Origin of the sequence: Micromonospora sp. CA-240977 (assembly GCF_050942285.1) — a bacterium.
GTDB lineage: Bacteria > Actinomycetota > Actinomycetes > Mycobacteriales > Micromonosporaceae > Micromonospora.
The window spans coordinates 261,386-275,498 of record NZ_CP192055.1; the positions used below are offsets into that span (position 1 = coordinate 261,386).

Consider the following 14,113-nt stretch of genomic DNA (forward strand, 5'->3'; position numbering starts at 1 on the left):
CGGTCCTCGCTACCCCGTCGGCGTCGCCCGCTCGGTCGCCGGCGGCCCGCCGGGCGGGATCGCGACGGTGTGCGCGGCGCTGGCGAACGACCTGATGAGTTCGGTCTCGCCACCGGTGCGCCAGATCAGCCCCCACCGGCCCGGCGGGGCGTCGTGGATGGGCACGTAGGCGATGTCCGGCCGCGCGTAGTAGCGGGCGGCCTGGGCGTGGACCGGTGAGACGGCTTCGTCCGTGACGAGGATCGGGATCATCTCCTGAAAGTTGGAGACCGACGGGCCGATCGGGATCAGCCGTCCGCTGGGTGTGCGGACGGGCACCAGGATCTCCCGCCAGTAGTCCGGCCGGGCCCCGCCCATGACCGTCTCGTCCGCCAGGTCCTCGTAGGAGACCGACGCGCGGCCGGCCAGCCGGTGGGTCGCCCCGACGGCGAGCACGATGGGTTCGGTGTAGATGACCGGGCCGACGGTGAGGTCCGGCTCCTTGACGGGCAACCACACGATCTGCACGTCGATGTCGCCGGCGCGCAGCTGACCGAAGGGGTCACCGAAGTCGACATGCCGGAGTTGCACCTCGCACTCGGGGTGGCCCCGCGCGAACGCGTCGAACAATTCGCGGAAATCGTGCAGGTTGACGGCGATCGACCCGACCCGCAGCACACCGGTCTTGCCGCGGGCGGCGAGCCTGGCCCGATCCATCCCCTCGCACAGCCCCCGGTACATGGGCTGGATGTCGTCGAAGAGCCGTTTACCGATCGGTGTCAGTGCCACTCGCCTGTTGTTCCGCTCGAACAGGGGGGCGCCGATCCGCCGTTCCTGCTTCTTGATCGCCTGGCTGACCCGCGCCTGGGTCACGTGCAGTCGCTCGGCGGTGCGGGTGAAATGCAGCTCCTTCGCCAGGGTGAGGAAGATTTCGATGTCCCGAAGCTCCACCGCTTATCTCGTTCCGTGAATTAGCGAGAGGTTATGGCACGTTACCAGGTGTGATCTTGTGGACGGGGGCTGTCGACGCGCACGCTGATCTGCGTCGGAGCGAGGAACAGCATCCGGCACCGCAGCCAAGGAGATGCCGTTGCGCAAGCTCGTGTACTACATCGCCGCCACCCTGGACGGCTTCATCGCCGGTCCCGACGGCGCCGATCCCACCGGCCCGGACGGATTCTGGCCCCTCCCGGACGACTACCTGCACCACCTCGTCGCCGAGTATCCGGAGACCCTGCCCGGCCCGGCTCGGCAGGCGTTCGGCATCACCGACGAGGGCAGCCGGTTCGACACCGTCCTGGAGGGTCGCCACTCCTACGAGGTGGGTCTGCGGGCCGGCGTGACCGACGCGTACCCGCACCTGCGCCACCTGGTGTTCTCCCGCACGCTGGGTGCCAGCCCGGACCCGGCCGTCGAGGTCATGGCCACCGACCCCGTCGCCACGGTACGAGAGCTCAAGCGGCACGACGGCAAGGACGTCTGGGTGATCGGCGGCGGCGCCCTGGCCGGTGCCCTCTACTCCGAGATCGACAAGCTCATCGTCAAGCTGGCCCCGTTGACCATCGGCGCCGGCATCCCGCTCTTCGGCCGCGACGCCGTCTTCGCGCCGCGTACCTGGCGCCTGACCGACCACACCGTCCTGGACAGTGGCGCGCTCTTCCTCACCTACACCCACGATCAGACCGGAAACGAGTCGGCGTGAGCACAACCCTCGACACCGTCACGATCCGTCCCGTCACCGGGCCGGACGAGATGGCGCTGTTCAACCGCCTGCCGTACACCATCAACCACGAACTCGCCGACGACCTCGCCTCGCGACGTCGCCGACCGGAGTGGATGTGGGTGGCACTGCACGGGGATCGCCTGCTCGCCAGGGTCGCCTGGTGGGGCCGCAGCGGCGACAGCAGCCCGCTGCTGCTGGACATCCTCGACGTCGACGACGGCGCCGAAGACCTGACCGAGGTGGCGCGGGCGCTGTATGAGACGGCCGCGAAGCAGGTCCTGCCAGCGGGCGTCACCCCGCCGGAGTACGGCCGCTTCATCCCGGCGGACTGGCGCGAGGACCCGGACACGTACCGGGCGGTGCGCGCGAGGATGAGCGTCCTGGAGAGCACCGGCGCCCGCCTGACCGTGGAACGACTACGCCTGAAGTGGCGTCCGGACAGCGGTCTGCCCGCGCCCGACCAGCGCCTGGCCTTCCGTCCGGCCCTCGACACCGACGAGTTGGTCGCGCTGATGACCCGCGCCCTGGACGGCACCCTGGACGCGCACAGCCGGGCCGATCTGACGCGGATGTCGCCGCACGAGGCCGCCGTCAAGCACTACGAGCAGGAACTCGCCACGTACTCCAGTCCGCGGGAATGGTGGCGGATCGGCACGTTGGGCGAGAACGGTGAGCCGGTCGGGTTCGTCATTCCGGCCCGCAACGCCTACCACCCGGTGATCGCCTACCTCGGCGTCGTCCCCGAACACCGGGGTCACGGGTACGTCGACGGCCTCCTCGCCGAAGGCACCCGACTCCTGGCCGCCGCGCACGTCCCCCGCATTCGCGCCGCCACCGACCTGGGCAACGTGCCAATGGCAGCCGCGTTCGCCCGCGCCGGCTATGTCAACTTCGAGCGGGCCATCAACATGGCCTGGCAGTGACCGGTGGCGATGCTGCCCGGCAACCGGTCCCCGCTCGGCGGAATAACGCCGCGCGACGTCGACGCCACTCGCTGAGCCGATGGCCGCGGGAGCCGTCCTGGACGTCGCGTTGTCGGGCCGCTGGTGCCCGGTCGGCACCAGCGGCCCGTCTCGCTTCGCTCGATCAGCCCTTCACCGCGCCAGCCGTGAGCCCTTCGGTCAGGAAGCGCTGCCCGAGGGCGTACATGACGACCACCGGGATGCTGACGAGCAGCGACGCAGCGGCGAGTTGTCCCTGCGGCACCACATCTCCGGCGATCATCGACTGCATCCCCACCGGGAGCGTCTTGTACTCGTCCTTCGTGATGAACACGAAAGCGAACAGGAACTCGTTCCAGGCGTTGGTCAGGGTGAAGAGTGCGACAGCCAGCAGCCCTGGCTTGGCGAGGGGCAGCACCACCCGGCCGAACGCCTGGATGCGGGTGCAGCCGTCGACGAGCGCGGCCTCCTCCAGCTCGACGGGGATCGACGAGAAGTACCCGACAAGCAGCCAGGTGGCGAACGGAAGCGTGAAGGTCGGGTACGTCACCACCAGGGACCACAACGAGTCGGTGAGCCGCGCGCCGATGAGCATCTGGTACAGCGGGATGAACAGCAGAGCGCCCGGCATCACGTAGGTGAGCAGCACCGTGACGGTGAAGCCCTGCGCCCCGCGGAACCGCAGCCGGGCCAACGCGTAGCCCGCCAGGGCGGCGCAGACCAACGCCACGGCGGTGGACGCCGCGGACACCAGCAGGGTGTTGAGATACCAGCGGCCGAACGGCTGGTTGTCGAAGAGGGCGCCGAACTGCTCCAGGGTCCACGGCGTCGGCCACAGGTCGTCGGTGCGCATGACCACCTGGCCCTCGGACTTGAAGGCCGTGACGGCGATCCAGTACAAGGGGCCCAGCACGAAGAAGAGCAGTCCGGCCAGCGCGACACCGGACCCGAGGCCCGACACCGCCGACGACGCCCGGCGACCGCCCCGGGACTGGAGGGTCGAGACCACCCGACCGACCGCCGCCGCGATGAGCAGGATCACCCCGAGGACCACCGCCGCCTTCCAGAAGATCTCCGGCGATGCCCAGAAGAGCAGACCGGTGACCACCGCGGCGACTACCCACGGCAGCGCCCTGCGCGCCGTCCCGGCCCACCGTCGCGCCCCGATCCGCCACGCTGCCTGGCGTCGCCGGGGCAGTCTGATGGTGGTGTCCTGGCGTAACAACCGGACCAGGACGAACACCAGCCCGCCGATGACCGGCAGCATGACGAGCGTGACCGCCGCGCCGGCGCCGTACTGCAACTGCAGAATCGCCTTCGAGTACGCGATGAGCACGTACGGCGCTGTCACGTCACCCGGGCCACCCTGCGTCAACAGCCAGACGAGGTCGAAGTTGTTGAACGTCCAGATCGACGACAGGGTCACCGTCACGGTGATCACGTGGCGCAGTCCGGGGAGCGTCACGTTGACGAACCGTTGCAACGACGAGGCGCCGTCGATTGTCGCCGCCTCGTACAGGTCGGCCGGGATGGCCTTCAACCCCGCGAGGAAACACACAGTGAAGAACGGCACCCCCTTCCAGACGTTGACCAGGATCACCGACGGCATGGCCAGTGACGGATCGGACAGCCAGCCCGCGGGCCAGCTGTCGACCAGGTGCGCGCTGGCCAGCAGCGGTCCGATTCCCGAGGCGGTGAGCAGCATGTTGACGCTGCCGAAGATCGGGTCGAGCAGCGCGCGCCAACTGAACGCCGTCACCACTGTGGGCACCACCCACGGCACGAGCAGCAGTCCGGTCAGCACGGCCCGCCCGCGACGCCGATGGTGCAGCAGCAGGGCCGCGGACAACCCCAGCACAACCTTGAAGACCTCGGCGTACGCGGTGAAGACGAACGAGTTCACCACGCCCGTGTGGAACTGCTCGTCGCCGACGAGCGCGAGGTAGTTGTCCAGGCCGACGAACACGGTGTCCTGCCCGTGCCGTTCGGTGGTGCTGGTGAGGATCGAGCGGGCGATCGGTACCAGGACGAGGCCGCCGACCAGCAGGGCCATCGGTGCCAGGAACAGTGTCGCCAGCCGCCAGTCCCGACCCAGCCGCCGCTGGGTCACGGTGAGGGAGCCGGGTCCCGACGGCGGGGATCTCCGCGCCGCCGGGACCCGCGCAGGACGGGTCGACCTCACTGCGGCAGCCCCTGCTGGTTGAAGATCTGCACCATCTTCGCGTGGGCGGCGGTCACGGCCTGCGCCGGCGCCGTGCCCTGCACGACCTGCTGCATCATGTCGGTGAGGACGTAGGCCGAACCCACCGCCTGCTGGCCCGCGCTGGCCTTCTGCGGGAAGGCCAGGCCGTTCTTCGTGTTCAGCGGCAGCTTCAGTTCAGTGATCTTGCGCAGCATGGGGAACGCCGGGTCGCCGCTGGTGAAGAACGGGTCGGCGTCCCAGACCTTCTCCCAGGCGGGCATCACCAGGCCGGGCGCCTCCTTCGCCACCCCGAGCAGCGCGGGCGCGCTGACCAGGTACTGCGCCAGGAGCTTGGCGAGCGCGGGGTTCTTGGCGCCCTTGAAGACGACGAAGCCCTGCGACTGGCCGAGCAGCAGGGGATTGTTCGTCGCCGGTCCGATGCAGTCGGAGAACACGTGGGTGTTCGCGTGCACCGGGTTCTTCTTGGTCCGGGAGTCCGCGTAGACGCTGAACTGGTTGCGGGTGTAGCCGAGGATCCCGGCGAGCCAGTTCTCGTTGTTGCTGGTGTCGGTCCAGCTCGCGATCCCCGGCGGCAGCATCGGCTTGTACTTGGGGTTGGTGTAGATGTCGCCCAGGAAGGTCACCGCCTGCACCGTCTCGGGGGTGTCGAACGTGACCTTCCGGCCGTCGTTGGCGGCGATCGATCCGCCGTAGGCGTTGATCAGTGCCTCGATCATCCCGTTGCCGTCACCGGAGCGATTCACCGTCATGCCCCAGCCGAACCGGCGCTTGGCCGGATCGGAGATCTCCAGGCAGAGATCCCGCAGCTCCTCCCAGCTGTAGATGTCCTTGGGGGTGATGCCCTTGTCCTGCATCCAGTCCTTGCGCAGGAACGAGCCGATCCCGATGAAGTGGTACGGGATGGCGAACCACCTGCCGTCGAAGACGCAGAAGTTCTTGGCCTCGGCGCACGGTTCGCCGTACTTGGCCGTCAGCGCCGTGACGACGTCCGTCACGTCCTCCAGGTCACCAAGCGCCTGGAACTGTGCGACGAACCGGGAGTCGGTCATGAACGCCAGGTCACGCGCCACCCCGCCCTTGACCTCGGCGTCGATCTTGGCCACCACGTCACCGGCGTCGGCCTGGACCAGACTGTTCTCGATCTTCGTGCCGGTGGTGTCGGCGAACTTCTTGATCGAGCTGTCGAGGGCTTCGTTCGCCGCCGTCGAGTACAGCTTCTGCGACAGCATCCCCATCGAGGAGCCCTTCATCGCCGCCGCGGCGTCGATCAGCTCCTGCGGAACCTCCGCCTGCGCCTTCGGGGGCGAGTCGGAGTCGCCCCCACACGCGGCCAGACCGGCCGCGCCGAGCGCCCCCACTCCCATCCCCAGAAAGCCGCGCCGCGACCACGCCAACTTGTTCTCCATGACATTCGCCTCCTATGAGTCCCCGCACCACTGCACGCCGAAGGCGTGCATGACGAACACCGCGATGCTCGTGATCCAGGTGTGTGTTCATGACGGCGACGATGGACGCGTCGCCCGCATCGATCAGTGGGTTCGCGTACTCGTTGCCGAAGTTCGTGGGGTTGCCACGGTGGCGACGGGCTCGCTCGCGCCGCCGAACGCCGTCGCTGTGCCCTGGCGTCCGAGCGGGTCGCGCGAGAGACTCCGCGTGCCGCTCTCCGGAGGGCGCGAAAGGGTTGCGGCGATCGGCGACCGGGCCGGGTGAGCGGGGCTGACGTTCCACTTCGGTCGGGCCACGGGACCACCACCGTTCGAGATTTCGAACTGAGTTCGAGATTCCGTATCGAGTGGTCGCGACGCTAGGGCAGCATCAAGAGAAATGTCAATGTTTCGATGCTGTTTCGAGCCGAAAACGGGAGGTCGGCTATCGGGGCTGGGCCCGGTAGCCCATGCGGGCCGACAGCGCGGCGGCGCCCTCACGAACCAGCCCGGTCCACTTCACGTGCGCCTCCGGGGTCCAGCGGATGATCGGCGCGGACAGGCTCATCCCGGCGATGGTCGCGCCGGAATGATCCCGGACCGCCGCCGCGACGCAGCGCATGGCGGTGTCCGACTCGCCGATGTCGACAGCGACGCTCTCCGCCCGGACACGTTCGAGGTGCGCGCGCAGCCGGTCCGCGTCGGTGATGCTGTCCGGCGTCATGCCCGGCAGGTCGCCCTTCGGCAGGACGGCGTCCAGGTCCGCCTGATCGAGGTCCGACAGCAGGATCTTGCCGACCGCCGTGCAGTGCGCCGGCAGCCGCCGCCCGACCGCCGAGACCATCCGCACCGGGTGCGTGCTGTCGAACTTGACGAGATAGATGACATCGGCGCCGTCGAGCACCGCCACGTGCACCGCCTCGTCACACGCCGCGGCCACGTCCCGCGCGACGCACTGCGCCTCCCGGACCAGGTCGAGCCGGCCGGCGAACGCCGCGCCGAGTTGGAACAGCGGCATGCCGAGCCGGTACCGCACCGGCTGGCCCGGCACCGAGATCAGGTACGCGCGGGTCTCCAGCGTCACGAGCAACTCGTGGACGGTGGTGCGAGGCAGGTCGAGTCGTTCCATCACCTGCCGGGCCGACAGCTCAGGGCAATCCAGGAACAGTTCGAGGACGTCGAGTGCGCGGTTGACCGCCGGTACCACACGAGGCATGTCGATAGTCCCTTCGCAGTGCCGGGGCCGCGTCAACGATCTCCACACGGGCCGGCACCTGAAGAGGATAACTGCGTCAGCCCCGGCACGGGCTGCGGAGACGAGCGTGCCGCCCGCCACGGACTCGCGGCGGGCGGCACGATCGGCGCGTGCTCTCAGCACATCAGGAGAGGGTCACGTCGCTGTAGTAGTAATGCAGAATTGTCTGGTAGCTCTTGCCCGCGTTCGCGAGGTCACGCGAGCCGTACTGCGACATCCAGTTCCCGTCCACCCAGCCACCGCACGCGGTCGTGGTCGCGCAGTAGTGCGCCCGCAGGATGTTGCCGCTCCGGGTCATCCGGGTCGACCAGGTGCGGTCCACCGCGGCCGACGTCGATGCCACCGCCGACGACGGCCGGTAGACCTGGTCGTTGGTGTTGTCGGCGACGTCGTAGCACTGCCCGGAGGGCGTCTTCCGGGTCGAGTGCAGCGCCCAGTACCAGCCGTAGCTCTTGACGGCCATGGCACCGGCATCCAGCGAGGCGGCCGGCCAACTCGTCACCCACTCGTTCGGAAGGACGTTCTTGACGTACGTCTTGAAGTCCACCCGGTCGACCCGCCCGAGACTCACCCGGTAGACCAGGATGGTGCTGGGCAGCTTGCTGTTGGTGCCGTCGGTGCTGCACCCCGTCGGACCGCCGGTCAGCAGCTCGTGCGATGCGTTGTTGTTCTTCAGCGTGGCGTTGAGATTGCCCTTCACGCCGGCCGCGAAGTCCTGCGTCGCACCGGCGAAGTTGCTGTTGAAGTAGACCCGCACGGTCTTGGAGGTGCGGTTCCACACCGACGCGGCGTTGTTCTTCACGCACAGGCCCTGGCCGCTGCCTGCGCCCTTGAACTCGTAGCAGGACGGCTGGGTCGTGCCGTAGTCGTCCTGGGAGTCGGTGAAGTCGGAGACCGAGCCGGCCTGGTTGCTGTTGTAGTAGTAGCAGAACTCACCGCTGTCGCAGACCCCGTCCCGTGCGGCCGCCGCTGCCGGCGAGGCGACGCTCAGGATTGCGGCGGACATGGCCAGAGCGGCGCCGACGGCGGCGAGGCCCTTGCGAAAATTCACGGCGTCCTACCTCTCGTTGTAGCCCTGGGAGTTCCAGAACGCGGTCGGGTCGGCGTTGTCCAGGGTGGGGTCACCGACGCTGACGGACGCGTGGGTCTGCCGACCGGCCCGGACCTCGACGTGGGTGTGCGCGCCCGAGCTGGAGGACACCCCGTGCCACGACTCATCGGCGATGATCTCGCCCTTGCTGATGGCGTCGCCCACGCTCACGCCGGACCTCGGCGCGGTGTGCAGGTAGATCACCGACTTGTTGAGCGAGGAGTTGTAGACGGAGATCGTGGACAGGCCGCCGCTGCCGGTGCTGCCCTGCGCGACGTAGATGACCGTTCCGGAGACCAGGGCGTGCACATCCGAGCCGACGCTGCGGGCGATGTCGATGCCCTCGTGCCGGCCGGGCGTGGTGGTGTAACCGTCGAAGCCGCACGTGACCGCGCCGCCGCTGGCCTGGTACAGCGCGTACGACATGTTCGTGCGCGTCGACGGGGAGAACTGGTGCGAGGCGTTGTTGTTCTTCAGCGTGGCGTTGAGGTTGCCCTTGGCGCCGGCCGCGAAGTCCTGGTAGGAACCGGCGTAGCCGCTGTTGTAGTAGACCCGCACGGTCTTGGTGCTGCGGTTCCAGACCGAGGCGGCCTCGTTCTTGATGCACAGGCCCTTGCCGGCGCCAGCGCCCTTGAAGTCGTAGCACGACGGCTGCTCGGTGCCGTAGTCGTCGAGCGAACCGGTGAAGTCCGAGATCGATCCCGCGTTGTCGCTGTTGTAGTAGTAGCAGAACTCCCCGCTGTCGCAGATCCCGTCCCGGGCCGCCGCCTGCGCTGGCGAGGCGACGGTCAGGATGGCGGTGGACATGGCGAGCGCGGTGCCGACGACGGCGAAACTCTTACGAAGGTTCATGGTGTCCTTTCCTGGACGGTGAGCGATGGTTGTGGATCGGGGCGGACACCGGTCACTGCCCGCGTTGGTACTGCTCCCAGGTCCTGATCGGGACCTGTGGCCCGTCGTCCGGGCCACGGTTGGCCAGGCCGTTCATGCCGAGGTGGTAGTCACCGACCTGGTGTTGCGCCTGGCTCGACAGGTCGGTGTCGCTGATCGCCGCGGCATGGATGTGCCACGGCCAGTCACCCTGACTCGGATCACGGACCCAGGCGGCGAAGCCGACCTGCCGCAACGCCCGGGCCACGGCGGTGCGCCTGGCCGCGGTCATGCCGGTCACCGCGATGTCCACCACACCCCCGCCGTCGTGCGTACCGGCCGAGGTCGGGTCACCCCCGGGGTTGTACGAGCCCTGCTCCAGCACCACTGTCTGCCCGAGCAGCCGCTGGGCCTCCGCCAACATCGCCTGCGTACGGGCGTTGACGACGTACCCGTCCCGCGGAACCTTCGGGCCCGGGCCGATGGTGTTGGCGACGGTGTACCGGTTCTGCCCGAGCTTCGTCAGCGACGTCGTGCCGGGCAGCCCGTTCGCGGCCAGGCCCGTGTAGCCGAGCGACCGCTGGTAGGCCGAGTACGCCGAGATGGTCACTGTGCCGTAGTAGCCGTCGACCCACTGCGCGTCCAGCAGGCCCCGTGCCTGGAGTGCCTGCTCCACGGCGAGCACGGAGCTCTTCGCGCCGGTGGTCAGTGTGTTGTCGGCGCGGCGGGGGTCGATCTGGGCGGCCAGGACGGTCGCCTCCATGTTCACGACGGGCTGCGCCGCCGTGGTGACGCTCGGTTGCGCCCTGACGCCGGATGTCGCGCCAGAGGCATGGGCCGGGACGCCGACGGCACCGCAGAGCGCGGCCAGCCCGACGGCTATCCAGGGACGGCGCATAGACGGTCCTCCTCGAAGGGTGAGTCACGTTGGGAACGGACATCACACTGCGAGAAGGGGCCACCTGTTCGGTACCCCGCTGGCCTGTCAGATTCGTCAGGCCCGCACCGACCTCGACGGATGCGGTGTTGTCAGCTTGAGCGCCGCCCGGGACTGACATCGGGCCCGCGCCCTGACATCCGCCGGCAGCCTCGGTGGCGGCGCGGCGGGCCGGCCCGCGACTGCGGCCGGACGCGCTCAGGCGGTGACGTTGACCATGAAATACACCGGCCGGCGGCTGGGAAAGAACTCCTTCCCGTACTCGTCGACCATCTTCCAGCTGACCCAGCACTTCCCGGGGCGGTTCGGCGCGGTGACCTGAACACTGATGTTGACCTTCTCGCCGGGCGGCGTGTCGCCGATCGGCACCCGGTCCGGCATCCGGCAACCGTCCGCGTCGGCGGTCGGGTTCGTCCGCGCCAGGAAGCGGTTGTGCCAGTCGACCTTCCCCACGTTCGCAAGCGTCCACACCTTCACGAAGGTGGCGTTCACCGGCACCTGCGTACCGTCGGGGATGGTGGCGTCGGCGACGAACTTGCTCGAGTCCCCGGCGATCAACGCGTCCGAGAACGGTGTCGCCGTCGGCGACGCGGTGGCCGCGCCGGCGCCACCCGAGGACTGCCGGTCGCGGACGATGACGCCCACGGCGGCGACCGACACCACCACCATCACCGCGGCGGCCGCGAGCCACGGTGACCGGTGCCGTCGCGTTCCGGTGGCCTTGTCCTCCGCCGTCTGCGGGTTCTCGACGCCGCGCAGCGCGCGCTGGCCCCCCGGCACGTGGTCCGACGGCGCGACAACGCCGGACATGACGGGCCCACCGGCTGACGGAGTGTCCATGGCGTCAGACGGGGCGGCGGTCGTGCCGCCGGCCAGGTCGGTGCCCACGCTGTTCCGGACCTCGACGTCGGTCGGGAAATCGCTGCCGACCGGCGCCGGTTCGCCGGCCGGAACGGCGCGGACCGTCACCTGACGCTGGGCGTCCTCCCAGGCGCGCCGCCACTGGGCCTCGTCAGCCTCGCAGGCCCGGACGAACTCGCGCGTGGTCTCCCAGGAGGGGAACCTCGTCCCAGCGGCAGCCTCGTGCAGTGTGGTGTGCGAGATCCGGCCCGACCGCCCAGCCATCTTCCGGAAGGACGGGTTGCCCACGGCGTTGCGCAGCGTCCGCAACTGTTCGGCGAATTCCTCCGCGGCCACGCGGTCCTGGATCGACTCGGCGGCAGCACGCTGGTCTTCCATCCGTCCCCCATGTCAGACATCGTCGTCAGCCGTTGTCAGGGCGTGTAAGAGGGTACCGAACGGGCCTCGTCGGCGATCACCGTGATGGATGAACACCGGGCGTACGGTCCCGGTGCATCAAAGGAGGTCACCGATGAAGAGCCTTTCCCGACGTGGTGTGCGGATCCTCGCGGCCGCCGGGCTGGCGATGCCCGCCGTGCTGGTGGTCGCCGGACCGGGCTAGCCACGTTCGTACCAGGTCTGCACCTCGATCGTGACCGGGAGCACGCTGCGCGACCTGCAGTGCTCAAGCGGCCCGGACGTCTGGTCCTCGGGCGCCAACACGCTGTCGGTGTGCACCCGGGCCCTGGGTGGAATCTCCGACGTGGCGCAGAAGGAGACCGCGGAGCGCTGCTGACCGGCGAGCCCGGTCCCTCTGTTGGGTCCGCCCCCGCGACCGACCGGCCGACCGCATGTCACGTCACGGCCGGGATCCGCGTGCCGGCGGCCGGTCGGTCGCGGGACGCCGACGATGCGTGCTTCGACCGGCCCCCTGCGGAGCCTGGTCGCGGCCCGCCCCGCTGCCACGGCAGATGGAAGCCTGGCATTATGCCTGGAGCGCCAGCCGACCCTCGGTCAGGCCGATGCCCCCAAAAGGTGCCAGATCACGATGAATTCTGCCAAAGAACGCATGCCTCGGGTCGAGTCACTTACCGGGCTGCGCTGGTTCGCCGCGTTCGCCGTGTTCCTGTTCCACGCGAACCAGATCATCAAGCTGCCCACGGTCTACGGCATCAAACTCGGCGACTTCTTCCGCTTCGGTGACGCCGGGGTCACGTTCTTCTACGTTCTCTCGGGCTTCGTGCTGACCTGGTCGTTCTCCCCCGCAGTGGGCACCGGGACGTTCTACTGGCGTCGGTTCGCCCGGGTCTGGCCCGCGCTCGTGGTCAGCACCATCATCGCCTGGGTCAGCTTCGACCAGGTCTGGCACGACTCCTGGAAGCGCACCCTGCTGAGCCTGACGCTTACCGAGTCGTGGTTCCGCCCGGCGGACTTCCTCGTCGCCAACCCGGTGGCCTGGTCGGTCTCCTGCGAGGCCTTCTTCTACCTGCTCTTCCCGTTCGTCATCCGGCCACTGCTGCGGCTACGGCTGCCGGCGCTCGCGATCATCGCGGCGGTCGGCCTGTTCATCGAGTGGGCCTACTGGTTCTACGTCCAGGACCTGATCGACCCGAAGCAGTACTGGATCCAGCTCTCCTGGTACCTCCGCTTCCCACCGATCCGATTCATCGAATTCCTGCTGGGGATGATCGCCGCCGCCGCGCTTCTCCGCGGCTGGCGGCCGAAACTCAACCTGTGGCTCGCCCTGTCGACGGTGCCCGCATCGGTGCTGCTGCTGTGGTGGGGCGCCCAGCAGGGCTGGTGGGGCGCGCACTGGTCGCAGCAGGGTCTGGTGCCCGCCTGCGTACTGGTGGTGCTCGCGGCAGCGATCCGCGACATCTCCGGGCGGCCCTCGATCTTCCGGAGCAAACCACTCGTCGCCCTCGGCGCCTGGTCCTACGCCTTCTACCTGGTCCACCTGTCGGTCATCCACTGGCTGATGGGGTCGGTGACGCCCAGCTCCGCGAGTTGGGCGAACCTCAAGGTCCTCCTGGTCTGGGCGGTGATGGGCATCGCCCTGGCCTGGGCCTGCTACCGCTGGGTCGAACACCCGGTGGAGAGATTCCTGCGCAATCTCTATCCGCGCCGCGTGCCGCCCGCGCCGCCTGCTCCGCCCGTGGCGCAGGAGCCGCCCGCACCGCCCACGGCGCGGGAACCGCAGGAGCCGAAGGAGTTGGCTGTGGCATCCGAGCAGCCCACCGAAGTCGTCCTGACCGGTCACGGGGTGGTGAGTCAGGAATTCGAGCCTGGCGTCTATCGGAGCAGCGGGAGTTTCGACGTCAAATGACCCGGCCCGGGGCTTCCGGTGCGGATGCTCGGGCTGACCTGGCCGGATGCCGACCTCGGTCGCGCCGCTACGTTCCCGGGCCCTCGTGCTCGGCTTCGTAGCCGACCGAAGCCAGCAGTTCGCGCACCCTGTCGACGTCCTGCGGTGGCGGTCGCCGCCGTCCCGCGACAGCCGCCGCCGCGTCATTGCTGACGATCGCCGGCTGGCCGCCGATCAGCTCGGCAACGAGGGCCGCGAGGTTCCGATCGGAGAAGTCGGGCCAGAGGACGACGAGGAGCGGGAGGTAGTCCTCGTCAGCCAACCCCTCGGGGTACGCCCTGCGCAGGACTTCCAGTTCGCGCCTCAGGGGAGGGTCCAGCATGGGAAGCAGCATCACAGAGACTGCTGACCGGGCGCTTACCATGGCGCGAATGGAGGGGACCCTGTTCGGCCTCGGCATGTTTCTCTGCGCCGGGTTCAGTTGCCTGATGCTGTGTGCTGTCATAGCGGCGCTCGCGGCCTGGCCGCGAGGCGAAGGTAAGGGCT

14 protein-coding genes are annotated in these 14,113 nt (G+C 68.9%); 5 read left to right on the forward strand and 9 right to left on the reverse strand.

From position 1 onward, the window contains the following. Positions 1 to 9: 9 nt before the first annotated feature. The gene (locus ACQPWW_RS01310; RefSeq protein ID WP_433128298.1) at positions 10 to 930 is read right to left on the reverse strand and encodes a LysR substrate-binding domain-containing protein; all 921 of its coding nucleotides are present in this window, start codon (positions 928 to 930) and stop codon (positions 10 to 12) included. A gap of 139 nt (positions 931 to 1,069) precedes the next feature. Between ACQPWW_RS01310 and ACQPWW_RS01315 the strand changes: the two genes are divergently transcribed. Both ACQPWW_RS01315 and ACQPWW_RS01320 read left to right on the forward strand, forming a co-directional pair. After that, positions 1,070 to 1,681, forward strand: a complete 612-nt coding sequence (locus ACQPWW_RS01315; protein WP_433128300.1) for a dihydrofolate reductase family protein — start codon at positions 1,070 to 1,072, stop codon at positions 1,679 to 1,681. Continuing rightward, a complete protein-coding gene (locus ACQPWW_RS01320) occupies positions 1,678 to 2,625 on the forward strand; it encodes a GNAT family N-acetyltransferase (protein WP_433128302.1) in 948 nt (315 codons plus the stop codon). Before ACQPWW_RS01315 ends, ACQPWW_RS01320 begins: the two co-directional genes overlap by 4 nt. 163 nt (positions 2,626 to 2,788) lie before the next feature. On the opposite strand, the gene ACQPWW_RS01325 is transcribed toward ACQPWW_RS01320, so the two are convergent. Together ACQPWW_RS01325 and ACQPWW_RS01330 are read right to left on the reverse strand one after the other, a co-directional pair. Then, entirely contained in the window at positions 2,789 to 4,753 is a 1,965-nt protein-coding gene (locus ACQPWW_RS01325) for an ABC transporter permease subunit (RefSeq protein WP_433128304.1), read from the reverse strand. Between the two features lie 68 nt (positions 4,754 to 4,821). Further along, entirely contained in the window at positions 4,822 to 6,252 is a 1,431-nt protein-coding gene (locus tag ACQPWW_RS01330) for an extracellular solute-binding protein (RefSeq protein WP_433128306.1), read from the reverse strand. On the opposite strand from ACQPWW_RS01330, the gene ACQPWW_RS01335 reads away from it, so the two are divergent. Beyond that, positions 6,251 to 6,556, forward strand: a complete 306-nt coding sequence (locus ACQPWW_RS01335; protein ID WP_433128308.1) for a hypothetical protein — start codon at positions 6,251 to 6,253, stop codon at positions 6,554 to 6,556. The two genes, ACQPWW_RS01330 and ACQPWW_RS01335, sit on opposite strands and share 2 nt — an antisense overlap. 159 nt (positions 6,557 to 6,715) lie before the next feature. Here ACQPWW_RS01335 and ACQPWW_RS01340 read toward each other — a convergent pair whose 3' ends face one another. From ACQPWW_RS01340 to ACQPWW_RS01360, 5 genes are all read right to left on the reverse strand, one after another. Then, positions 6,716 to 7,486, reverse strand: a complete 771-nt coding sequence (locus ACQPWW_RS01340; RefSeq protein ID WP_433128310.1) for an IclR family transcriptional regulator — start codon at positions 7,484 to 7,486, stop codon at positions 6,716 to 6,718. 163 nt (positions 7,487 to 7,649) lie between these two features. Next, the gene (locus ACQPWW_RS01345) at positions 7,650 to 8,576 is read right to left on the reverse strand and encodes a peptidase inhibitor family I36 protein (RefSeq protein ID WP_433128312.1); all 927 of its coding nucleotides are present in this window, start codon (positions 8,574 to 8,576) and stop codon (positions 7,650 to 7,652) included. A 6-nt stretch (positions 8,577 to 8,582) separates the two neighbouring features. Continuing rightward, positions 8,583 to 9,467 (reverse strand): peptidase inhibitor family I36 protein, encoded by an 885-nt coding sequence (locus ACQPWW_RS01350; protein ID WP_433128314.1) that lies wholly within the window; start codon positions 9,465 to 9,467, stop codon positions 8,583 to 8,585. Positions 9,468 to 9,519: 52 nt separating this feature from the next. Then, positions 9,520 to 10,383: a peptidoglycan-binding domain-containing protein gene (locus ACQPWW_RS01355; protein ID WP_433128316.1), complete on the reverse strand. Its 864-nt coding sequence runs from the start codon at positions 10,381 to 10,383 to the stop codon at positions 9,520 to 9,522. Between the two features lie 237 nt (positions 10,384 to 10,620). Further along, a complete protein-coding gene (locus ACQPWW_RS01360; protein ID WP_433128318.1) occupies positions 10,621 to 11,661 on the reverse strand; it encodes an NBR1-Ig-like domain-containing protein in 1,041 nt (346 codons plus the stop codon). A 253-nt stretch (positions 11,662 to 11,914) separates the two neighbouring features. Between ACQPWW_RS01360 and ACQPWW_RS01365 the strand changes: the two genes are divergently transcribed. Together ACQPWW_RS01365 and ACQPWW_RS01370 are read left to right on the forward strand one after the other, a co-directional pair. After that, positions 11,915 to 12,058: a hypothetical protein gene (locus ACQPWW_RS01365; protein ID WP_433128320.1), complete on the forward strand. Its 144-nt coding sequence runs from the start codon at positions 11,915 to 11,917 to the stop codon at positions 12,056 to 12,058. A gap of 252 nt (positions 12,059 to 12,310) precedes the next feature. Next, positions 12,311 to 13,588, forward strand: coding sequence for an acyltransferase family protein (locus ACQPWW_RS01370; protein WP_433128322.1), 1,278 nt, complete (start codon positions 12,311 to 12,313; stop codon positions 13,586 to 13,588). Between the two features lie 67 nt (positions 13,589 to 13,655). Here the strand turns inward: ACQPWW_RS01370 and ACQPWW_RS01375 are convergent, their stop codons facing one another. Next, entirely contained in the window at positions 13,656 to 13,949 is a 294-nt protein-coding gene (locus ACQPWW_RS01375) for a DUF3349 domain-containing protein (protein WP_433128324.1), read from the reverse strand. Between the last annotated feature and the right edge of the window lie 164 nt (positions 13,950 to 14,113).